Origin of the sequence: Bradyrhizobium sp. SK17 (assembly GCF_002831585.1) — a bacterium.
GTDB lineage: Bacteria > Pseudomonadota > Alphaproteobacteria > Rhizobiales > Xanthobacteraceae > Bradyrhizobium.
Window position 1 is genome coordinate 6,740,932 of record NZ_CP025113.1, and the last position, 23,061, is coordinate 6,763,992.

Annotated in this window: 16 protein-coding genes; 5 read left to right on the forward strand and 11 right to left on the reverse strand. The window is 66.4% G+C overall.

Features of this window, described 5'->3' with window-relative positions:
* Nucleotides 1–94: 94 nt before the first annotated feature.
* Complete coding sequence (locus tag CWS35_RS31345; protein ID WP_100955287.1) at nucleotides 95–688, reverse strand: YdcF family protein; 594 nt, start codon at nucleotides 686–688, stop codon at nucleotides 95–97.
* 73 nt (nucleotides 689–761) lie between these two features.
* Nucleotides 762–1,388, reverse strand: a complete 627-nt coding sequence (locus CWS35_RS31350) for a hypothetical protein (protein WP_245438749.1) — start codon at nucleotides 1,386–1,388, stop codon at nucleotides 762–764.
* Nucleotides 1,389–1,459: 71 nt separating this feature from the next.
* Here CWS35_RS31350 and CWS35_RS31355 point away from each other — a divergent pair, with 71 nt between their 5' ends.
* Nucleotides 1,460–1,894, forward strand: a complete 435-nt coding sequence (locus tag CWS35_RS31355) for a hypothetical protein (protein ID WP_100955289.1) — start codon at nucleotides 1,460–1,462, stop codon at nucleotides 1,892–1,894.
* Nucleotides 1,895–2,141: 247 nt separating this feature from the next.
* On the opposite strand, the gene CWS35_RS31360 is transcribed toward CWS35_RS31355, so the two are convergent.
* Together CWS35_RS31360 and CWS35_RS31365 are read right to left on the reverse strand one after the other, a co-directional pair.
* Complete coding sequence (locus CWS35_RS31360; RefSeq protein ID WP_100955290.1) at nucleotides 2,142–4,544, reverse strand: EAL domain-containing protein; 2,403 nt, start codon at nucleotides 4,542–4,544, stop codon at nucleotides 2,142–2,144.
* A 129-nt stretch (nucleotides 4,545–4,673) separates the two neighbouring features.
* Nucleotides 4,674–6,077, reverse strand: a complete 1,404-nt coding sequence (locus CWS35_RS31365) for an MFS transporter (RefSeq protein ID WP_100956829.1) — start codon at nucleotides 6,075–6,077, stop codon at nucleotides 4,674–4,676.
* 632 nt (nucleotides 6,078–6,709) lie between these two features.
* On the opposite strand from CWS35_RS31365, the gene CWS35_RS31370 reads away from it, so the two are divergent.
* Both CWS35_RS31370 and CWS35_RS31375 read left to right on the forward strand, forming a co-directional pair.
* Complete coding sequence (locus CWS35_RS31370) at nucleotides 6,710–7,786, forward strand: YbhN family protein (RefSeq protein ID WP_024585031.1); 1,077 nt, start codon at nucleotides 6,710–6,712, stop codon at nucleotides 7,784–7,786.
* Between the two features lie 103 nt (nucleotides 7,787–7,889).
* Complete coding sequence (locus tag CWS35_RS31375) at nucleotides 7,890–9,878, forward strand: hypothetical protein (protein WP_168226412.1); 1,989 nt, start codon at nucleotides 7,890–7,892, stop codon at nucleotides 9,876–9,878.
* 108 nt (nucleotides 9,879–9,986) lie between these two features.
* Here CWS35_RS31375 and CWS35_RS31380 read toward each other — a convergent pair whose 3' ends face one another.
* Nucleotides 9,987–10,559, reverse strand: a complete 573-nt coding sequence (locus CWS35_RS31380; protein ID WP_029880257.1) for a DUF2147 domain-containing protein — start codon at nucleotides 10,557–10,559, stop codon at nucleotides 9,987–9,989.
* Nucleotides 10,560–10,686: 127 nt separating this feature from the next.
* Nucleotides 10,687–11,715 carry an NAD(P)/FAD-dependent oxidoreductase gene (locus tag CWS35_RS31385; RefSeq protein WP_100955292.1) on the reverse strand — a complete coding sequence of 343 codons (1,029 nt, stop codon included), beginning with the start codon at nucleotides 11,713–11,715 and terminating at the stop codon, nucleotides 10,687–10,689.
* 165 nt (nucleotides 11,716–11,880) lie between these two features.
* Between CWS35_RS31385 and CWS35_RS31390 the strand changes: the two genes are divergently transcribed.
* The gene (locus CWS35_RS31390; RefSeq protein ID WP_024585034.1) at nucleotides 11,881–12,342 is read left to right on the forward strand and encodes a thioesterase family protein; all 462 of its coding nucleotides are present in this window, start codon (nucleotides 11,881–11,883) and stop codon (nucleotides 12,340–12,342) included.
* Nucleotides 12,343–12,446: 104 nt separating this feature from the next.
* Here the strand turns inward: CWS35_RS31390 and CWS35_RS31395 are convergent, their stop codons facing one another.
* Nucleotides 12,447–12,767: a 2Fe-2S iron-sulfur cluster-binding protein gene (locus tag CWS35_RS31395; RefSeq protein ID WP_024585035.1), complete on the reverse strand. Its 321-nt coding sequence runs from the start codon at nucleotides 12,765–12,767 to the stop codon at nucleotides 12,447–12,449.
* A 174-nt stretch (nucleotides 12,768–12,941) separates the two neighbouring features.
* The gene (locus CWS35_RS31400; RefSeq protein ID WP_024585036.1) at nucleotides 12,942–13,316 is read right to left on the reverse strand and encodes an Hpt domain-containing protein; all 375 of its coding nucleotides are present in this window, start codon (nucleotides 13,314–13,316) and stop codon (nucleotides 12,942–12,944) included.
* 381 nt (nucleotides 13,317–13,697) lie between these two features.
* Here CWS35_RS31400 and CWS35_RS31405 point away from each other — a divergent pair, with 381 nt between their 5' ends.
* On the forward strand, nucleotides 13,698–19,802 hold the full coding sequence (locus CWS35_RS31405; RefSeq protein ID WP_100955293.1) for a negative regulator of septation ring formation: 6,105 nt from the start codon (nucleotides 13,698–13,700) through the stop codon (nucleotides 19,800–19,802).
* A 264-nt stretch (nucleotides 19,803–20,066) separates the two neighbouring features.
* Here the strand turns inward: CWS35_RS31405 and CWS35_RS31410 are convergent, their stop codons facing one another.
* From CWS35_RS31410 to CWS35_RS31420, 3 genes are all read right to left on the reverse strand, one after another.
* Nucleotides 20,067–20,933 (reverse strand): MlaD family protein, encoded by an 867-nt coding sequence (locus CWS35_RS31410; protein WP_100955294.1) that lies wholly within the window; start codon nucleotides 20,931–20,933, stop codon nucleotides 20,067–20,069.
* A gap of 115 nt (nucleotides 20,934–21,048) precedes the next feature.
* Nucleotides 21,049–21,819 carry an ABC transporter ATP-binding protein gene (locus CWS35_RS31415; protein WP_100955295.1) on the reverse strand — a complete coding sequence of 257 codons (771 nt, stop codon included), beginning with the start codon at nucleotides 21,817–21,819 and terminating at the stop codon, nucleotides 21,049–21,051.
* A 2-nt stretch (nucleotides 21,820–21,821) separates the two neighbouring features.
* Complete coding sequence (locus tag CWS35_RS31420; RefSeq protein ID WP_024585040.1) at nucleotides 21,822–22,955, reverse strand: ABC transporter permease; 1,134 nt, start codon at nucleotides 22,953–22,955, stop codon at nucleotides 21,822–21,824.
* Between the last annotated feature and the right edge of the window lie 106 nt (nucleotides 22,956–23,061).

Genomic DNA, 23,061 nt, shown 5'->3' on the forward strand with positions numbered 1-23,061 from the left:
TCGCGTATTGCTTACAGGCCACTTACAGTTCGTCGTTTGTTGCGTTCGACTGCGAACCGCCTGCCACAGTGCCGCGGCAATGCCGGCAGCGCGGTCAGCCAACCGGCCATTCCGCGATGAATCCCCTCGCCTTGTAGGGTTCGATCTTGTCCCACTCGATGAGGACGCGACGACGAAATTCCGGAACGGTATGCCACTGCGCACGGGGGATTGCGAAGCCGTCCACCGTCACCAGCATCTTCTCGACCTCCGGCCAGTGCCGGTGCAGCGTCATCGGATAGCGCCGCGCGGTCCAGCTGTTGCCGAGGCAAATCACGCTTCGGACATTGGCAAGGCCGAGCACAGCGTCGATCACCGGCAGCGAGAAGACGACGTTCTCGCCGGTGTTCTGCGCGCGATGTTCCTCGAGGATGCGCTCGGACGTCACACCGCGCGCCACCATCGCGGCCTTGATGATCGCGCATTCCGAGCGGTGATCGCCGGGCGTGATGCCGCCGCTCACGATCGCGCAGCGCGCAAACCCGCCGCGCCACAAATCGACCGCCGCATCGACCCGCTCGGCAACATCCGTGCGCGTGCCGAACACGAACAGCAGATCGGCGGGCCTCAGCGGTGTCTCGATCAGGTGCTGCGTATTGATCGCGGCGATCTCGTCGTCGGACGGCATCCGCAAGCTTCGATCGTCCATGCCTCCGCTCTCCCCGGCCACGACATCACCGCGACGACGATGCCGCGCGCAGCCGTGCGCGCGAAGTCACGTTTCATTGCGCTTGATTGCGGGCGGCCTTCGGCAGCAGCGCATCGGGCAATCGATCGAAGCCGTAGCGCCGCGGCCGGTTGCGCGTGACGAAGCCGCCGACCTGCCAGGCGAACAATGCCGCGAACCCGACCAGGAACAGCGCACCCATCCAGTTCGAGGCCATGAGCGCCATCACCAGCAATCCGATCATGGCCACCGCAAGCCACGCCAGCACCGCCAACGCCGCAGTGTATGTCTTCGGCCCGAGGCCGCCGATCAGCGTGGCCGTGCTGCCCGCCGCCTGCATCCGGTGATGCAGCTCGACGATGAACGCACGATAGAGCTCGCCCTGCGGCGCCACCAGCGTCGCGGTCTGCCAGGTGGTCGAGAGGATCGCGATCCGGCCACCCTTGGCATTGTCGATGTCGGCGCGAAACCGCTGCTGCTGCATCGAGACCGGGCGATAGGACAGTTTCACGGCGGAGATGTCGGCGTAGTCCCACACGCCGGACCTGCCGGCGATCCGCCAAGCCAGCCCGTCCTCGGTCAGCTCGAACTGGTGCGCCGAGCCAATCAACGAGGCCTTGTAGGCATAGCGCAGGGCCGCGCCCTCGCCTGCTTCCGACCGCTGCTGCAACGTTGTTGGCAATCCGCCGTTCCACCTGTTCGGACACATCCGGGCGCTTGCATGGAGTGTCGCGCCTATCCTACAAGCGAGCCATGCCCGAGACGACCTATTTTCCGCGTTACCTCATCCTCGGCGGCGCGATGGTATCTGGCGTGCTGCTGGCGCTGGCCGTGCACATGCTCGGTGCGCGCTACGGGCTCGACCTCGGCGGCCTGTGGCGCTCCGACAGCCACGAATTCATGCCGGCGGGCGCCGCGATCGCCTGGTGGCTGATCGCCAGCGTCGGGTTCTCGGGCGGCTACTTCACCGCCAATCTGATGCACAGCGCGGTCGCCGGCCAGATCCCGCAGCGGATGCGGCAGTTCCTGATCGTGGTCGGCGTGCTCATGCTGGCGGGTGCCGGCCAGGCCGCGTCGGCGCCGAGCACGGTGTCGACGATTTCGGCCGTGCTCGCCGGCCTCGCCGCTCTGTGCCTCGGCGCGGCGATGGCGTTCTGCGGCGCGTATTTCGCGCTGCGCAAAAGCTAAAGCCTGACGAAATCAAGTTGAACCGTAACGGCGTCGAAAGTTCACCTCTCCCTTGGGAGAGGTCGATTTGCGTAGCAAATCGGGTGAGGGGTTACGATCTATCGAGAGAGCAAGAGCCCTCACCCGGATTGCTTCGCAATCCGACCTCTCCCCGGCGGGGAGAGGTGAAGCAAGATCGCGCCAAGCCGATTCAGCCAAAACTCATCCCGCCTTGGCGCTGCTTCGAGCGAAGCGGACGCCGATTCAATCAAGCCACCGACCGCTCCGGCGTCCGGTGCAGCATCTTGGCGACGTCGGCCGCCGGCCGCGGCGGGCTGAACAGATAGCCCTGCGCCTGCGTGCAGCCCTCCTGACGCAGCAGGTCGAACTGGGTATCGGTCTCGACGCCCTCCGCCGTGGTGACGATGCCCAGGCTCTTGCCGAGGCCGGTGACGGCGCGGACGATCGCCATCGAGTCCTCGCGCGTCGCAAGGTCCATCACGAAGGAACGGTCGATCTTGATCTTGTCGAACGGGAAGCTGCGCAGATAGCTCAGCGACGAATAGCCGGTGCCGAAATCGTCGAGCGAGATCCGGACTCCGAAGCCACGCAGTTCGTGCAACACCGCAAGCGTCGCCTCGCTATTTTGCAGCAGCACCGATTCGGTGATCTCGAGCTCGAGCCGATCCGCCGACAGGCCGGACGCTTCCAGCGCCGTCTTCACCGAGTTCACCAGACTGGGGTTCTTGAACTGCACCGGCGAGAGGTTGACGGCGACCGCGATGTCCGCGGGCCAGCTTGCGGCCTCCATGCAGGCCTTGCGCAACACGATCTCGCCGAGCGGAACGATCAGCCCGGTTTCCTCGGCAACGGGGATGAAATTGTTGGGCGCGATCAGCCCGCGCAGCGAGTGGTTCCAGCGCACCAGCGCCTCGAAGGCGACGACCTTGTCGCCGACGACATCGCGGATCGGCTGATAGTAGACCTCGAACTCGTCGCGATCGAGCGCCAGCCGCAGGTCGCGCTCGAGCAGGCGGCGGGCCTGCGCGCGGGCATCCATCCCGGTCTCGAAGAACCGATAGGTGCCGCGGCCATCGGCCTTGGCGCGGTACAGCGCGAGATCGGCCTTTTGCAGCAGCTCGTCGGGATCCTTGCCATCCTCGGGCGCAAGCGAGATGCCGATGCTGACGCCGATCACGAGCTGATGGCCGCCGATCTCGTAGGGCGCGGCGATCCGCTCGACCACGAGACTTGCCAGCGACGACACGACGGACGGCTCGCTGTTGCTGCAAAACTGCACGATGGCGAATTCGTCGCCGCCGAGCCGCGCCACGGTGTCGTGCTCGGTGACGCATTCGCCGAGCCGGCGCGCGACCTCGCTGAGCAGCGCATCGCCGATCGGATGTCCGAGCGTATCGTTGATCTCCTTGAAGTGATCGAGATCGAGGCAGAGCACCGCCAGCTGGTCGGAGCGCTTGGCCAACCGCACGGCCTTCTCGAGCTGCTCGCGGAACAGGGTCCGGTTCGGCAAATTGGTCAGCGCGTCATGCCGCGCCATGTGCGAAATCTGTTCCTGCGCCTGCTGCCACTCGGTGATGTCTTCGAAGGTGGCGACCCAGCCGCCGCCCTTCATCGGCTGGTCGACGACACGAATCGCGCGGTCGTTGCGGCTGACGATCCGCGTCGCGGAGTTGCCGGCCCTCGCCTCGGTGACCAGCGCATTGCAGAACTCCTCGGGATCGCCGTCCCACTCGCCGATGGAATGCAGATCCTGCAACACGTCGATCAGCAGGCGGCCCTGCAACGGCACGCGATTGCGTCCCATCATCTCGCCGTAGCGCTCGTTGAACAGCATGATGCGGCCTTCGGCATCGAACATGCACAGTCCCTGCGACATGTTTTCCAGCGCGGTATCCAGCACCACCTTTTGCTTGTGCAGCTCGGTCTTGGCGCGACGATCGAGGATCGAAGCGATCAGCGAGAGCCCGAGGATCGCGAAGGCACCGACCGCGGTCATGAACGAGAGCACGCGCGGCGAGACCGAGAGTCCGTCAGGAACGATGGTCGGGTCCGGCACCAGCGTCACCGCGCCCATCGCGGTGAAATGATGCGAGACGATGGCAACGGTCAGGAGGCCGGTTGCCGCGACCGTGGGGCCGAGGCGCTCGCCGCGCGTCGCAACGACCAGTGCGAGCGCGCCGAACACGCTGCCGAATGCGATCGAGGCGAACACGATGCCGGGCGACCAGACGATGCGCGCGGGCAGTTCGAGCCCCATCATGCCGGTGTAGTGCATCGCCGCGACGCCGGCGCCGACGATCGCGCCACCGGCGGCGGCCGTCCAGCGGCGCTCGTCGAGCGATGCGACGGCCAGTCCGACCGCCAGGATCGCAACCGCGAGGACCAGCGACAGCAAGGTGATCGGAATGTTGTAGCCGGCGTCGATACCGGGATTGTAGGCCAGCATGGCGACGAAATGGGTGGCCCAGATACCGCAGCCGCCAATGGCCGCATCGAGCCCGATCCAGATCTCACGGGTGCGGCCCTGTGCCGCCCGGGCCCGGTGAAACAGACTGATCGCAACCGCGCTGGCGAGCAGGCAGATCACCCCACCAAGGACGACCAGCCGCCAGTCATGTTCCAATGTGAGACAGGTATAGACGCGATACATATAGGCCCCCGTTATGGGCCCATAAGAACCCGCGCATTCGTGTACGAACGGTAACCGCACCGCAGCACCGCTCCGCGCATGGTGAAAAAGCCTTCAACATCTGGCGAAATCGCCTGACCCGCACTGATTTCATTGCCGCGCCCCGGACGATCCGCCGATCCAGATCAGCGCGGCCGCCGCCAGCAGCACGCCGGCGGAGACGACCAGCGCCAGATGCAATCCTGTGATGAAGGCCGCCGACCGGCTGACCATCGAGCCGAACAGCGCGACGCCGAGCACGCTGCCGGTCTGCCGGGTCGCATTCAGCACGCCGGCCGCGATGCCGGCATGGCGTGGCTCGGCGCTGCCGAGCAGCGTCGACGTCAATGGCGGCACCAGCAGGCCGAGACCGGCGCTCATCGCCAGCAGTTGCAGGCAGATCGCGGGATAGCTCGTGCCAGGCCCGATGAACAGCAGCCCCAGGCATCCGGCGCCCGAGAGCGCGGCGCCGAGCGCGATCGCCGCCGGGGCACCGATCCGTTCCGCAACGCGCGGCGCGGCCAGATTGGCGGGCAGCACGGCGCCGAGCATCGGTACGAACGCGAGGCCGGTTGCGAACGCCGACAGCCCGTTGACCTGCTGGAAGTAGAGGCTGAGCACGAAGATCAGCCCGTAGAACGCGACGTTGACCAGCAGGCCGACCAGCGCGGTCAGGGCAAACATCCGGTGACCGAACAGCGACAACGGCAGCATCGGCTGCGCCGCGCGCGCCTCGCGCCAGACGAACAGCACGGCGAACGCGGCCGCCAGCACGAAGCCCGCGACCACGAACGGGCTGTCCCAGCCAAGCGCGCCGCCTTCGATCAGCGCGCCGGCCAGCGTGCCGAGCGCGGCGATCGCGCAGAGCTGGCCCGGCAGATCGAGCCGGTGCTGTTGATGGCGGGTGGTCTCGCCGGCGAACCGCCAGGCGAGCCACAACCCGGCCAGGCCGATCGGCAGGTTGACGAGGAAGATGGCGCGCCAGCCGACCAGCGTGATGAGGGCGCCGCCGACGAACGGGCCGGCCGTCAGCGCAAGGCTCGCGCCGGCGGCCCAGACCCCGACCGCGCGTCCGCGCGCCTTCTCGTCCGCATAGGCGTGGCGCAGCAGCGCAAGCGAGTTCGGCACCAGGATGGCCGCGGCCAGACCCTGGACGCAGCGCGCGGCGATCAGCGTCACCGCATCGGGCGCGATTGCGCAGGCGACAGAGGCCACGGTGAAGATCGCAAAGCCCGCCATGAAGACGCGCTTGGCGCCGATCCGGTCGCCGAGCGCGCCCGCGGTCAGAATGAAGGCGGCAAACGCGATGGTGTAGGCGCTGACCACCCATTGCAGTTCGGCAACGCCGCCGCCGAGCGAGCCACCGATCGCGTTCAGCGCGGTGTTGACGATGGTGACGTCGAGCTGCACGACGCCGTAGCCGAGACTCATCGCGGCGAGCGTCAGCGTTGCCGCAAGCCCGGTCGATTGCTGGTGACGCGCCGCGCGCTGGTCCGGCATGCGCCGGTCGTTCATCGATGTCTGCTGCATGGTCTGGTTCTCGCTCCGGGCAACCAATGCGAGACATAGGCGCTCGTTTCGACCAAACACTTCGTCGTCGATCGAAGTGTGGATCCATGGTACCGGACGGGACATGCCGCCGCGGCGACGCTACGCGGCGTTTTGCCTCAAGAGACCTGCGGCCCGGCGTCGCCGGTCTTATCGCCGCCCGATCGCGGTCCAAACGCCCCGATCATGCGCATCATGCGCAGGCGCATGGCGACCTCAGGCTTTGGTAAACGCCGCGGCCAGCCAGGCGATGTCCCCATGCTGGTGCATATCGTCCATTCCGACCGCGCCAGCCGCCCCGTGCCTACGTCGAGATGACGGCAAAATCGGCCAAAATGCCGATGAAATCGCCTGGAATGGCCGGCCATGCAGCGTACCGAGCCGACCGGATGGCATGGCTGCGACTCACATTCCGCAGAGCGAGAACATATGTAGCCAGTATGACAATGACGCTGGACGGGAGCCGAAGCTTGGCTTGTCAAGGGCTGCACAACGCATCGGTTTTGCCTTATGGGTCATCGCGTACGGTGCGCATGCCCGTTACCCGTCGCCGTCCGTGACCGGGTCCCACGACAATTGCCGCCCCGCCGGGAGGATGAATGCTTCGGCTGCTGACCACGCTCGGGCGTGGTTTCAAGGAAAAGATCGGCTGGAAACGGCTCGGGATCGCCGCGAGTGTCTTGATCATCGCGCTGGCGATCACGTCACTGGTCCACACCCTGAAGGGCGTCGACACCGGTGTCATCCTCACCGCGCTGACCGACATCGCGCCGCACCGGATCGCGCTGGCTGCGCTGTGCGTGGTCGGGGCGTTCTGCACGCTGACCTTCTATGACTTCTTCGCGCTGCGCACGATCGGCAAGAACCACGTGCCGTATCGCATCGCGGCGATGTCGAGCTTCACCAGCTACACGATCGGCCACAATATCGGCGCCACGGTCTTTACCGGCGGCGCGATCCGCTTCCGGATCTATTCCGACTACGGCCTCACCGCGATCGATGTGGCCAAGATCTGCTTCCTGTCGGGGCTGACCTTCTGGCTCGGCAATCTGTTCGTGCTCGGCATCGGCATGGCGTGGCATCCCGCGGCGGCGTCGGCCATGGACCTGCTGCCGCCGGCGATGAACCGGCTGATCGCGATCGGCTGCCTCGTCGGCATCGGCGCCTATTTCGTCTGGCTGCTGACCGGCGAGAAGCGCCGCGAGCTCGGCCAGAACGGCTGGAAGGTGGTGCTGCCTTCGGCCCGGCTGACGCTGTTGCAGATCTTCATCGGCGTGGTCGATCTCGGCTTCTGCGCGCTCGCGATGTATCTCTTGATGCCGACCGAGCCGCATATCGACTTCGTCTCGCTCGCGGTCGTGTTCATCCTGGCGACGCTGCTCGGTTTCGCCAGCCACGCTCCGGGCTCGATCGGCGTGTTCGACGCCGCGATGCTGGTGGCGCTGCCGGAGTTCAGCAAGGAGCAATTGCTGGCGACGCTGGTCGTGTTCCGCATCCTCTATTTCCTGATCCCGTTCGGGATTTCGATCTCGATCATGGGCATGCGCGAGCTGTGGCTCAACGTCGTGCAACCATGGCAGGAACGAAAGCGATTGAGCCAAGCCTGCACGGCTTCGGCGACCGTGCGGCAACCGATCGAAAGCCGGCAGCAGCGGATCAGGCAGCTGAAACGGTAACAGGCAACGCTTCGGCCCCTCGTCCCGGTCCTTCGGTCCGGGATTTTCGATCTCCGCCGCCGGTTCTCTTATTTTCGCCGTACCGCTCACGTCAAACCGCGCCATGACTGGCTCTTTGGTTCGATTTTCGCTTCGTGTGACGGTTTGCAGCGTGCTGCTCGGCAGCGCGCTGGCAGGGGCATTCGCATCGGCCGCGGAGGCGCAAGACAGCCAGTTGCAGATCTCCTGGGAGGTCCGCAACCGCTTCCGCCTGTTCCGCGAGGAGCGCGACTTCCGCCTGCATGTCGAGAGCGGGCTCGGCCGCAGCGTGCTGGCCTCGGAGCAGGCGCTGGAGCTGCAAAGCGACGGCCGCGGCTGGGCGCGCAACACGGTCAACCGGCTCTGCATCGACCTCCAGGGCCGCGTCAACGAGCCCTGTACCCGCGACAACGTCAAGGAAAGCTATCTGACGCCGATCGATCATCCGATCACCGTGCGGCTGACCGGTCCGGTTCCGGTCGGCGCCACCTGCGCCTGGTCGTTCGACGACGGCGACGGGCCGCAATCCTCCACCTTCGATTGCGCCGAGCCGGTCAACCTGCGCGTCCGCTACGGCCGCACCACGGTCGCGACCGTCGACGTCGCCAGTGGCTCGGACGCCAACCAGCACGTGACGACGCAGATCGCGGTGCGCGATCTGTTGATCGCGGGGCTCGGCGACAGCATCGCATCGGGTGAAGGCAATCCGGACCGCGCCATCGCGCTGTCCGACGAGGGGTTCTGCTTCCGCTCCTATCTCGGCGGGGCGCAGTATTACCGCCCGAGCCGCGCCGGCTACAAGGGCGGCCGCGCCTGCGAGGCGCCGGACACCCTGACCAACTGGCAGCGCCAGAGCGCGCTGTGGCTCAATTCGGCGTGTCACCGGTCGCTCTACAGCTACCAGACCCGCACCGCGCTCGCGCTGGCGGTGCAGTATCCGCACATCGCGGTAACCTATCTGCCGCTGGCCTGCACCGGCGCCAGCATCGCCGACGGCCTGCTCGGCTCGCAGCAGGCCCGGGAGTGCCTGCCGACCAAGACCGCCAGCACCTGCTCGGGCACCGTCAGCGGCCAGATCGCGGAGCTGCGCATGGCGCTGGCCGCCGCCAAGCGCCGGCAGCCGGACCGCAAGCTCGACCTCGTGCTGCTGTCGATCGGCGCCAACGACATCTACTTCTCCGGCCTCGTCGCCAACGTGATCGTCGACACCCCGACCGAACGCACGCTGTTCAACCAGGGCGGCTCGATGGCCAGCGTCGACGACGCCCGCTCGGCGCTGGCGCGCGACCTGCCGGCCGGCTTTGCCAAGCTGCGCGATGCGCTGAAGCCGCTGGTCGGCGGCGACCTCTCGCACGTGATCTACACCGCCTACGCCAATCCGGCGCTCGCCAATGGCGGCGCGCCCTGCCCCGGCGGCCGCGCCGGCTTCGAGATCCACCCGTCGTTCAACGCCGATCCGCAGCGGCTCGCGGAGGTCTCGGGCTTCGTGCAGAACGAATTCCTGCCGCAGCTCAAGGCCATCGCGCAGTGCCAATCCGGCATCATCTGCCGCAATCCGCAAACCGATCGCATGACCTTCGTCGATGCGCATCAGGATGCATTCGCGAGCCACGGCTTCTGCGCACGCGCCACCAGCGATCCGGAGTTCGACCGCGACTGCTTCGCCGCCAATGGCGACAGCTTCGTCTCCGACCTCGTCGCCGCCGCCAGCCAGCCGCTCAAATGCGGCCGCAGCGCCGGCGACTACCGCGCCTACTTGCCGCGTGCGCGCTGGATCCGCGACGCCAATGACAGCTATTTCACCGCGATGACCTACCCGCAGGGCCTGCCGTCCTCGATGCAGCCGACCGACATCCACGATGCGACCTGGGGCATCCTGTCGGCGGTGTATGGCGGCGCGGTGCACCCCACCGCTGAAGGCCATGCAGCGATGGCCGATGCCGCGCTTCCCGCAGCCGCCACTGTATTGCAGCTGAACACCGCCGTGCCCGAGGTGATTTCCGAGCCGGTCGCACCATTGCCGGCTGCTCCGTTACCGGCTGCTCCGTTGCCGACCGCGCCGGAGCAACGCTGAGGGCTCGCGCCGCAGGACTGCGGACGCGAGCGCGCGTGATCGAAAGAAGGCTTGTTATCTAAGCATGATCTTTTCGGAAAACCGCTTCGCACTTTTCCGGATCATGCGTTAGTGCCGCTTGGTCACCGGCGCCGGCGCGGGTGTCGGCGGCCTCACCGCGGCGGCCTGCGCCGGCAGATATTTGGCGACGATCGTCGGATCGAGCTGCGCCAGCGCCGTATCCGGCAGCCGGGTCCAGACCTCGTCCTTGCCGAACAGCGAGATGCCGAGATAGCCGCGCATGGTCAGCGTCTGGCCATCGGCGCTCAAGGTCATCTTGGCCTTGTAGATCTTGCCGTTGCGCGGATCGAGCACGTTGCCGCCTTCATAAGCGAGCCCGTTGCGCTTCATGTCGCGGATGAAGGGGATGCCGAGCCACGGCATGTCCTTGCGATCGTCGGTGCATTTCGCGCAGACCGGATTGGGCGGATCGTCGGGCGCCGAGAACATCCTGGCGATCATGCCTTCGTAGACGCCGTTGCGCTCGATCACCAGGAACCAGCCCTCGGGCTTGCCGTCCTCGGTCTTCTGCCAAAGCCCGGCCGCCGATAGCTCGGCTGCGGAAGCCGCAAGTGGAGCAGCCAGCGCGAAGGCCGTAGCGATCGCAAACATCAGCCGAAGTCTGGACAGCGTGTTCCGCATCATCATCACCTGCTCAATCGACGCCCCCGCATGGCCACAGACTAAGGCCATTTCGCGGAGTGTTCCAGTACCCGCGCCAGATGGGAACTGGCTCGTGCCCCTGGCATTGGTCGCTGTCGGAGTGGATTCAGTTCACTCCGAGCTTCTTCTGCAAACTCGATGACGATGTTGTGTACTGGAACACCAGTCGCTTGTCCGGATAGACGTAGCGATGCGCCTTCTGCGCCATCAACGCGCCCTCGTGGAAGCCGGACAGAATCAACTTCAGCTTGCCAGGATAGGTGTTGATGTCGCCGATCGCGAAGATGCCCGACACGTTGGTCTCGAACGCTGCGGTGTCGACCGGCACCAAGTTGTTCTCCAGCTCGACGCCCCAGTTCGCGACCGGGCCGAGCTTCATGGTGAGGCCGAAGAACGGCAGCATGGTATCGCATGCGATGGTCGAGATCGCGTTGTCGTTGCCCTTCAGCGTCGCGCCGGTGAGCTGGCCGCTGGCGCCTTCGAGCCCGGTGACCTGACCGATCCTGAGATCCATCTTGCCGTCGGCGACCAGCGTGCGCATCTGCTCGACGCTGTGCGGCGCCGCGCGAAAATCGTCGCGCCGGTGCAGCAGCGTGATGCGCTTGGCGAGCGGATGCAGGTTGAGCGTCCAGTCGAGCGCGGAATCGCCGCCGCCGACGATCAGGATGCTCTTGTCGCGGAACTGCTCCATCTTGCGCACGGCGTAATGGACCGAGGTGCCTTCATAGGCCTCGATGCCCGGCACCGGCGGCCGCTTCGGCTGGAACGAACCGCCGCCCGCCGAGATCACCACGACCTTGGCCTCGAACTCCTTGCCGCCGTCGGTCTTCACGCGGAACAGAGGATCGCCGATCTTCTCGATGCTCTCCACCATCTCGTTGAGATGGAAGGTCGGCCCGAACGGCTTGATCTGCTCGAGCAGTTGATCGGTGAGGCCCTGGCCGGTGACCATCGGGATGCCGGGAATGTCGTAGATCGGCTTCTCCGGATAGAGCTCGGCGCACTGGCCGCCGATCTTGTCGAGGATGTCGACCAGATGCACCTTCATGTCGAGCAGACCCAGTTCGAACACGGCGAACAGTCCGCAGGGGCCCGCGCCAATAATCAGCACATCGGTTTTGATCGCTTCGCTCATATCCGCTTCTTTTCAAGTTGAGATCGACCGGGCGGCTTCTCGCCTGCCCAGCCAAGCATGACCGGATCGGGACATGCATAATAGGGACCGCGGCTGGCGCGGCAACCCCTTGCCGAGCTTGCGCAACTCGGCTGTATGGATCGGAAACCGATGGAGATCCCCCTCGTGAATGCCCCTGTCCGCGCCGACGATGCGCCGCGCCTGGAAGACTTCCCCTATCGGCTGTCCGACAATGTGCGGTTCGCCGATCTCGACCCCAACGGCCACGTCAACAACGCCGTCTATGCGAGCTATTTCGAGACCGGCCGCGTCACGCTGGTGAAGGATCGCAGCATGGGGCTGATGCCGGCGGGGCTCGGCTGGATCATGGTGCGTCTCGACATCCATTTCCGCGCCGAACTGCATTGGCCGGGACAGATCGAGCTCGGGCTCGGTCTCGTCAAGTTCGGACGGACATCGACCACCTTCGATCAGGTGGTGTTTTCGGAAGGGCGCTGCGTGGCGTCGGCGAAGGCGATCACCGTGATGATCGATGAGGCGACGCGGAGGCCAACGCCGCTGCCGGCGGAGGTCAAGGAGAACTTCCGCCGCTGGGTCCGTCGCGGCGTGAATCCGGACGGCGAGTAAAGGAGTTCGGCGCGTTGCGCGCGAAGCGGATAGCGGTTCGCGTAAAACACGCGTCGAAACGAAAAATATAGAGCCCCGTTCCGATTCAATCGGAACGGAAGCGTTCAGGCCTGCCGTTCCGGCGTCGACACGACCAATCCGTCGAGATCGTCGGTCACCTTGATCTGGCAGGACAGCCGCGAGTTCGGGCGCACGTCGAAGCCGAAATCCAGCATGTCCTCTTCCATCGGCGACGGCGCACCGACCTTCTCACGCCAGGCTTCATCGACATAGACGTGGCAGGTCGCACAGGCGCAGGCGCCACCGCATTCGGCTTCGATACCGGGAATGGCGTTGCGAATCGCGCCTTCCATCACCGTCGCGCCGTTCTCGATCTCAATGGTGCGTTTCTCGCCGCTATGGTCGATAAAGTGGATTTTGGCCATGATTGCTCGTGCTGCCGGAATGCGCCGGACGATGAATGGAAAGGTCCCGGCAGTCGTATAACGGGTCGATCCGCACAGCGCCAGCGCGGAGACCGAAATCCTGCCTGCCGGTCCGGACCGCGCCAACCGGCAGCGCCAGGGCCTTGCGGGCGCCTGGCGGCGCCGGAATGGCGATCAGCGGCCCAGAATCAGCTCGATCGCGGTGCGCGCCTCGGCGATGGCAGCCCCGAGCGCGGCAAGCGGCTGGGCCGGATCGGACCCGCTGCCGAGCGCGGTTTCCAGCTGGGCGGCAGCCTCGGCGACGCCGAAGGCGCCGATCGCGCGTGCCGACCCCTTGAGGGTATGGGCATGGGTCGCCGCCTCCGGCGGCAAGGCGGCCAGCTCACCGAGGATCCGGGCCGACTGGGTCGAGAACATGGCCAGCACCTCTCGTTCCAGGGCCGGGTCGCCCAGCGTCATGCGCTGGAGATGGTCGACGTCGATCGGCCCGCCGCCGGGCGCGAGCGGTGGCGATTGGGTCCATTCAACCCGTTCGAGATGAAGCGGCATGGCCAGTCCCTGTGGTCCCTGTCCGGCCCTTGCCGGCGGGATCGTTGGCCCAGCCAATCACGAAACTGGTTAACGGATTGTTGTCTGGATGATCGGCAAAACCGCCTGATTCTGGACAATTTCCGGACACAATCGACGCACCAGGACGGGAATTTTGAGTGCCCATAAGACCTTATGGCGCAAAGCTGTTAACGATGATTAAGAAAGTATTAATCGCAAGCATTTCATTCGCATCACTCTCCCCATAGGATGTTTGCGGATGTAGCGGACAAGCCGCCGAGGGGGGCGCTTGCGCTCCGCTTGTGGGCACCGGCTTCGAGCTTGCGCGGGGACAATCGCAGGCTCGCCGACGCGTAAATAGTGAGAGGGCTTGGACTGAACATGGCGAACACTCCCAAGAAGGTCAAAGATCCCACCGAAGTCGCGCTTTCTGCCATCCAGGAAGCCCTCAACATCAGCGAACAGGGCGCGGAGAATCGCAGCCCCCTCAACGACGGCGCCGCGCCGCCGAGCCTGCCGCCGGCCACACCGGATTTTTCAGCCACGTCGTTCGAGCCCCGCGCGAATGCCGATCGCGCGGTCTTCGAGCCGATTGAGGAACCGCGCAACCAGCGCCGAGCGGCCAATGACGATCGCGCCAGCATCGGCCAGATGCTGCAGGAGGTGCAGAGGGGCCGCCCCTCCCTCAACACCTACACCCTGTTCGCGATCTGCTCCGGCGTCTGGCTGCTCGGCTGCGCCATCCTCACCGTCGCGTTCTGGCCGTCGCTGCAGTCCGCGATGGCGCAGGGCACCGGCGTGCTGGTGCTTGCCGGCCTTGCCGCGCTGTTCATCGCCCCGGTGCTGCTGTTCTTCTTCGTCTCGACCCTGGCCGCCTATGGTCAGAACATGAACAAGATCGCGCAATCGATGGCGCAGGTCGCGATGCGTTTCTCGGAGCCGGAGCATGCCGCCTCCGATTCGATGGTGACGGTCGGCCAGGCGATCCGCCGCGAGGTCGCGGCGATGGGAGACGGCGTCGAGCGCGCGATCGCGCGCGCCGGCGAACTCGAGACCCTTGTCGCCAACGAGGTGGCGGCGCTGGAACGCGCCTATTCGGACAACGAAGTGCGCATCCGCGCGCTGCTGCAGGACATCGCCCACCAGCGCGACAATCTGGTCGGCCAGGCCGAGCAGGTGCGCAGTGCGATCTCCGGCGTGCAGATCGACCTGCGCCACGACATCGCACTGATTTCGGACGCGATCGCCTCGCGCGTCGACGAGGTCGCCAAGAGCATCACCGGCGCGCTGGAAGAGCGCGGCCAGCACATCACGACCGCGCTGAGCCATGCCGGCGACAACATGATCCTGGCGCTCGGCGAGCGCGGCGGCGACCTGCTCGACCGCCTCGAAGAAGCCAGCGCCGAGACCACCCGCGCGGTGCTCGACGCCTCCGAGCGGCTGACCACCAGCCTCAACTTCAAGACCGGCCACGTCCATGACGAATTCGTCGATCTTGCCGATCGCGTCCATGAGATGCTGAACGAGCGCATCGACCGCATCACCGGCGAGTTCGAGCAGCGCTCGTCCGCGATCGTCGACGGCATCTCGGACCGAACCGCGGACGTGCACGACTCCCTGAAGAATTCCGCCGATTCGCTGCTGCTCGAGCTCGAGCTGCGCAGCAACGACCTGGTCGGCAAGATCGACGACGCCGGCAACCGCCTCGCCGGCCAGATCATGACCTCCGGCGACAAGGCGAGCGAAGCCCTCGACGTCACCGTCAATTCGCTGGTCGCCAAGGTGGTGGGCCAGACCGAGACCGCGCACGACTCGCTGTCGCTGCAGATGAGCGCGTTCGACGACTTGGTGAAGAACCACGGCAGCGAGCTAGCCGAGAAATTCGCCCGCGACTCCGGCACGCTCGGCGCGCTGATCACCCGCCACATCTCGGAATTCGACCGCACGGTGAAGACCTTCGGCGGCGACATCGTCGAACGCATGGGCCAGCGCACCCAGGATATCGCCGACAGCCTGAAGACCTATGTCGACACCTTCGACCATCGCGTCAGCACCAACAGCGGCGCGATCACCGCTTCGCTCGACCAGCGCCTGCTGCAGTTCGAGACCACGCTCGGCAGCCGCGTCACCCATCTCGACGCCTCGTTGACCGACAAGCTGTCGTCGTTCGACTCTTCGCTAGCCACCAAGATCGGCTCGTTCGACGGCCGCCTGCAGTCGCTGGATGAGGCGATCGACGGCCGCATGAAGACGCTCGAGGTCACCTTCGAGAGTCGCGCCAAGTCGGTCACCGACACCATCGACGGCCATCTCGGCACGCTCGCGACCCAGCTCACCGAAGGCGCCACCCAGGCGATCCACTCGATCGACTCGCGGCTTGGCCTGCTCACCACGACCCTGACCGAGGGCACCGTGCAGGCGATCGCCGCGGTCGACCACCGCATCAACGGCGTCACCGAGACCATCGACGGCCACAGCATCCGCCTGGTCGACACCATCAACGGCCACAGCACCCGTCTCGCCGACACCATCAACGGTCACAACACCCGCCTCGTCGACACCATCACGGGTCACAGCGCGAACCTGACCGACACCATCTCGGCGCGCTTCGCCAACATCCAGCAGGGCATCGAGAGCCATGTCGGCGCAATCGCAAGCGACATCGACACCCGCGTCGCGCAGTTCGAGGACCTGCTCGGCTCGCGCGTCGAGGCAGTCGCCGGCCGCATCGAGAGCAGCGGCCGTCAGGCCAGCGAGGACCTCATGTCCCGCGCCGAGCTGCTGTCGTCGAGCATCAAGTCCCATGTCGAGGACGCCGAACGCTCGCTGACCAACCTCGTGGTCAACACCAGCGAGACGATCCAGACCGGCGCGCGCACCGCGCAGCAGGCATTGCTCACCGTGTCCGCCGATGTCGGCAACCAGCTCAAGCAGAGCTCGGCCGAGGTCGAGAGCGTGCTGACCGCAGTCGGCACCAATGCGGCCAACTCGATCCTCACCAGCGCCCGCGACGCCCAGGTGTCGCTGGTCTCGGCCTCCGGCGACGTCGCCTCCCAGATCAAGTCGCTGTCGGAGGATGTCGAGCGTACCCTGCAAGCGGCCGGCAGCGCCACCGCCGCCTCCGTTCTGTCGGGTGCCCGCGACGCGCAGACCACGCTGGTCAGCGCCTCCGCCGAGGCCGCCGGCCAAGTCAAGTCGCTGGCCGCCGACGTCGAGCAGTCGCTGTCGATGGCAGGCTCCGCCGCCGCCGAGGCGATCATGGCCGGCGCCCGCGAAGCTCAGACCACGCTGATCTCGACGTCGAGCGACGTCACCGGCCAGGTCAAGTCGCTTGCCAGCGATGTCGAGCGTTCGCTCTCGATGGCCGGCTCCGCCACCGCGGAAGCCGTCGTCGCCTCCGCCCGCGAGGCCCAGACCACGCTGGCCGGCGCATCGACCGAAGCCACCAATCTGATTCGCTCGCTCGCGGCCGACATGCAGCACTCGCTCTCGACCGCCGGCACCGCGACCGCGGAATCCATCGTCGCCTCGGCCCGCGAGGCCCAGAGCACGCTGGCCGGCGCGTCGACCGACGCGACCAATCTGGTCCGGACGTTGTCGGCCGACATCGAGCGCTCGCTGTCGATGGCCGGCTCCGCCACTGCGGAAGCCGTCGTCGCCTCCGCACGCGAGGCCCAGAGCACGCTGGCCGGCGCATCCACCGAAACCATCAACCTGGTCCGGACGCTCGCGGCCGACATCCAGCACTCGCTATCGACCGCAGGCTCCGCGACCGCAGAATCCATCATCGCCTCCGCACGCGAGGCCCAGAGCACCCTGGTCGGCGCATCCACCGAGGCCACCGACCTGGTTCGCACGCTGGCGGCCGACATGGAGCGCTCGCTGTCGATGGCCGGTTCCGCCACTGCGGAATCGATCACCGCTGGTGCTCGTGATGCCCAGAGCACGCTGGTCAATGCGTCGACTGACGCTGCCAGCAAGGTGTCGGCACTTGCCGCCGACATCCAGCGCGCGCTGACGATGGCCGGTTCCGGCACCGTCGAGTTGCTGACGGCCGGCGCCCGCGAGGCGCAGAACGCCCTCGTCACCGCGTCGACGGAGGCGGCCAACCACGTCAAGTCGCTGGCGGTCGATGTCGAGCGCACGTTGACGTCGGTCGGCACCAATACCGCGCAAACGATCGCGGGCAGCGCCCGCGACGCACAGAACTCGTTCGTGGCAACGTCGAGCGAAGCGGCGAGCCAGATGCGCGCGATCTCTGCCGAGATCGAGCGCTCGCTGACCGCGGCCAGCGCGGAGACGGCGCAAACCATCCTGGGCAGCGCCCGCGAGGCCCAGAGCTCGTTCGCGGCGACCTCCGCCGATGCCGCCGCTCAGATCCGCACGCTGTCGACCGACGTCGAGCGCGCGCTGGGCGCGGTGACCGCCAAGACCACCGACAACATCCAGACCTCGGCACAGAACGCGCAGGCGGCCCTGATCACGATGTCCAACGAGGTCTCGACCAAGGTCAAGACGACCTCCGCCGACATCGAGCGCTCGGTGCTGTCCGCCTCCAGCGCGTTCGGCTCGGCGATGACCGGCAAGACCGACGAGATCGTCACCTATGTGCAGCAGCAGACCGAGCGCCTGTCGCAGATGGTCGACGGCCGCCGTGGCTCGCTGGTCGAGGCGCTGACCGCCAAGACCACGCAGCTTGCGACCGACATGGATCGCGCCACCGCGGATGCGCTGAAGGCGATCGAAACCCGCGGCCTCGCCTTCTCGCAGTCGATGTCGGCGCATGGCAGCGATGTCGCGCGCAACATCACTTCGGCCGGCGATCAGGCAACCGGTGCGGTGGCGAAGTCGCTCAAGGAGCTCGAGCACGCCTCGCGCGCGGCGATTGACCAGTCGCGCCAGGTCTCGATCTCGGCCGTCACCGAGATGCAGGAGACCAGCAAGATCCTGCGTACCGATACGGTGGCGCTGTTCGAGCGGCTGCGCGAAGGCAACATCCTGCTGCAGGAGGTGTTGACCGGCGCCCACGACAACCTCAACTCGCTGGAGCGCGCGCTGGTGACCCGCGTGGCCGACTTCGTGTCCGCCATGAACGACGTCACCTCGCGCAACGGCGTGGCGACCCAGACGCTGGAAGACCAGCTCACGGTGTTCAACAGCAAGACCGGCAAGGCGCTGGAGGATCTCGGCGCGCTGTCGAGCCAGTTCGAAACCCATGGCAAGGCGCTGCTCGATGCGGCAGCCGTGGTCGAGCAGGCCAACCGCTCGACGACGGTCTCCGTCAACGACCGCAAGTCTGAGCTCGAAGCGCTGGTCACCACCATCGACCTGCGCACCACCGATCTCGACCAGCGGCTGTCACGCTTCACCGGCTTGCTCGATGAATCGCTGGCCGCGGCCGAGGAGCGCGCCCGCGACATCGCCCGCGTCGTGGCGGAAACCGCCGGCGCCGGCTCGGCTGCGATCAGCAGGCAGTTCGAGGCGGTGCGCCAGGCAGCCGAGAACGAGCGTCAGCAGACCGTCGATGCGATGAACGAGCTCTACCAGCAGAGCAACGCCGAGACCGATGCAATGTTCAAGGAATCGACGGAGAAGTTCTCCGCGATGGTCACGGCGATGAAGCAGATGGCGAGCGAGATGCACAGCGAGCTCGAGGCCACCCGCAACGAGCTGCGCCGTGGCGTGCTCGAGATGCCGCAGGAAGCCGCCGAGAACACCGCGCAGATGCGCAAGGTGATCGTCGACCAGATCGAGGCGCTGGCCGAACTGAACCGCATCGTCGCCCATCACGGCCGCGGGCTCGACGTGGTCTCGACCAACCGCGCCAGCGTCCGCCACGAGGAGCCGCTGATGGCTGCCGCCGGCGGCCGTGGCGACGTGCGGATGCGGGACGATGCGCGGCTGCGGGACGACGTGCGCGCCCGCGACAATGGCAACAGCGCCGCGACGCTGCCGCCCCCGGATCTGGGCATGCAGAACCTCGGCATGCCGGCCTCGCGCCGCACCGAAGCTCCGTCGGTCAGCCCGGCGAGCTCCGACAATGGCCAGGACGGCTGGTTGTCCGACCTGCTCAACCGCAGCGACGCGGCGCCGCCTGCCCCGCCGAGCCGCGACACGCAGCGCCCGCGTCAGCCGCAGCAGCAGGCCGTCAACCCGCTGGAGTCGCTGTCGCTCGACATCGGCCGACTGATGGACCGCACACTCGCGGCCGAGATGTGGGATCGCTACCAGCGCGGCGAGAACAAGGCGTTCAGCAAGCGGCTCTACACGCCCGCCGGCCAGAAGGCCTTCGACGAGGTGGCCCGCAAGTACCGCGCCGATCGCGGCTTCAAGCAGACGGTCGACCGTTACATCGCGGAGTTCGAGCGCCTGCTCGACGAAGTCGCCCGCGACGGCCGCGGCCAGCAGGAGATCGCTGGCCACCTGACCTCGGAGACCGGGCTGGTCTATACCCTGCTCGCGCATGCCGCGGGACGGCTGGGGTAAGCGGGCGAATAGCGAACTACGAATAAAAAACGGAGGCCTGACGGCCTCCGTTTTGTTTTGGGCCCGGGATTGAATTCGCGGACGACGCATCAGCGATAGCGCGATGACCTCACCACCGTCATTGCGAGGATCGAAGCGCCCCGGCTTCGTAGCCCGGATGAGCGCAGCGACATCCGGGACGCCGCTTGCCGCGGAACGACTGCCCCCGGATATCGCTACGCTCATCCGGGCTACGCGCGTGCATCTGGCAGCGAAACCTAGTTGCTACTGCCGCCGCCGCGGCCCTGGCGCCGCGGGTGCCGGCGCGGGTTCGGGGGCGGCGTTGTTGCTGCCGCCGAAGATCACCCGGCTCGGGTTGCGGTCGAAATTGTTCACGGCGCGGCTGATGTCGGCGAGCGTGCGGCGGCCGTCGTTGATCAGGAGATTGGTCCGCTTGTCGACATTGTCGGCGAGCTCGCGGATCGACTTCACCATCTGGTTCAGCTCGCTGCCATTGTTGCCGCCGGCGATCGCATTGAGGCCGAGCATCAGATTGTCGGCCTTGGCCATCACGCCGTCGACCTTGACCATGACGTTGTCGATCTTCTCGGAATTGCGCGCCAGCGCCTCGGTGAAGACCTCGAGGTTCTTCAGCGAGTTCTTCACCGACTGCTGATTGTCGGCGACGATGCGGTTGACGTTTTGCAGGGTGGCACGGATCGCCTCGGTGACGTCCTGCAAAGCATTGGGATCGGCGGTCAGGACCGGGATGCCGTCCTCGTCCAGCGGCACCGGCGGGGCGGCCTCCTCGCCGCCTTTCAGCGAGATCGCGGCGACGCCGGTGAGGCCCTGGAATTCGAGACCGACCAGGGTGTCCTTGCGGAGCGGCGCGCTGTTCTCGATCATCGCCAGCGCGACCACGCGGCGCGGGTTGTCGAGCTTGACCGAGACGACTTCCCCTATTCGGATACCGTTGAAATTGACGTTACCGCCGTTGCGCAGGCCCGACGCCGGCCCCTCGAAGATCACCCGCAACGGGCTGCGCTGCTTGGTGGTGTGCAGGCTCTGGAACCACAGCACGAAGCCGAACGCCGCGGCGATGACCGCCAGGGTGAAGGCTCCGATCAAGACGTAGTTCGCCCGCGTTTCCATCAATTACTCGCGTTCATACCCTTGGACCCCACGCAGCCGACCTGCGCGCGAGCCCGTCGAATTCCCCATTGCCGCATGATCTCGTCAAACCGGTGGTCTCGTCTCGGGATCATGGCTAAGCCACAACGGCACGGGCGCGCTTGCCGTTGAAATATTGCTGCAACCACGGATGCTGCGATGCCTTCATGTCGGCGATCGATCCTGCAGCAATGATCTTACCGTTCCCTAAAACGGCGATCCGGTCGCACGCGGTGTAGAGGCTGTCGAGATCGTGGGTTACCATGAAAACGGTCAGCCCCAAAGTGCGCTGCAATGTGCGCACCAGCTCGTCGAAATCGCCGGCGCCGATCGGGTCGAGGCCCGAGGTCGGCTCGTCGAGGAACACGAGCTCAGGGTCGAGCGCGAGCGCGCGCGCCAGCGCGACGCGCTTGATCATGCCGCCCGAAAGTTCCGACGGATAGCGATCGGCGACCTCGGGCTTCAGCCCGACCATCACGAGCTTCGCCACCATGATCTCGTCGAGCAGCCGCTGCGAGACCCGAAGATATTCGCGCGCCGGGAACTGGATGTTCTGGCGCACCGTGAGCGAGGAGAACAACGCGCCCTGCTGGAACAGGATGCCCCAACGCCGCTCGACGGCGCGGCGCTGCGCCGAGTTGGCGGCATCGAGGTCGACGCCGAACACTTCGATGCGGCCGGAAACCTTCGGCACCAGGCCGATGATGGTGCGCGTCAGCACCGACTTGCCGGCGCCCGACGGCCCGACGAAGCCGAGGATCTCGCCGCGCTTGACGTCGAGGTTGAGGCCGTCGAGCACCCGGGTCTCGCCGAACTGCACGGTGATGTCGCGGACCCGGATGATGGCGTCGTTGTCCTCGTCCGCCATGATCACATCCCGATCGAGGCGAAGAAGATCGCGAACACGCCGTCCATCACGATCACGAAGAAGATTCCCTTCACCACCGACGCGGTGGTGTGCTGTCCGAGCGACTCCGCCGAGCCCTGCACCGCCAGCCCCTCGACGCAGGCGACGATGCCGATCACCGCCGCCATGACCGGCGCCTTGACCATGCCGACGATGAAATGGTCGATCGATATGGCATCACGAAGGCGGAGCAGGAAGGCTTCCGGATCGACGCCGCCATAGAGCCAGGCCACCAGGCCGCCGCCATAGAGCGCGGCCATTGCACCGAGGAAGGCCAGGATCGGCAGCGCCAGCACCAGCGCCAGCATGCGCGGCAGGATCAGCACCTCGATCGGATCGAAGCCCATGGTGCGCAGCGCGTCGATCTCCTCGCGCATCTTCATCGAGCCGAGCTCGGCGGTATAGGCCGAGCCCGAGCGGCCCGCGACCATGATCGCGACCAGTAGCACGCCGATCTCGCGCAGCACCAGCACGCCCAGCATGTCGACGACGAAGATGTCGGCGCCGAACCTGCGGAAATGGAAGATGCCCTGCTGCGAGATGATGCAGCCGATCAGGAAGGTGATCAGCACCACGATCGGCACCGCGCGCAGGCAGACCTGTTCGAGGTGATGCACCGTCGAGGTGAAGCGGAAGCTGCGCGGATGGATCAGCACCCAGGCGGCCGCGGCCAGCACCGCGCCGAGCATATCGACCAGGCCGACGATGGTGCCGCTGATCCCGGCCACGGTGCGCCCGATCTGCTCGAGCATGCCCACGATCAGCAGCGGTTCACCCGCGGCCTTGGGCGCGGGATCGACGCGGCGGACCTCGTCGACCAGGCTGGAATAATTCGCCGAGAGGCCGGCAATCTCGGCTTCGGCACCGGTGTCGCTGAGGCTGCGGCGCAGCCGTTCGATCAGCCAGGCGCCGAAGGTGTCGAGGCTTGCGACCTGCGACACGTCGATAAAAATATGCGGGCGGCTGCCGCGCAGCTTCTCGGCATCGGAGACGATCCGCTCGAGCGCCGGCGCGAAGCGGGCCGTCCAGTTGCCCGCCGCGCACAACGCCAGTCCTTCGCCTTGGGCTATCCGCTCCAGTGTCGGGTCGCCGCTCACCTTTTGCCTACCCCTCAAGCCGGCTGGCCGCCGCTTATGCAGATCTCCGGCGGCTTGCCGGATCGGCTTGTCGAATCTGTCACTAACCAGCCATAGTTGGTTGCGC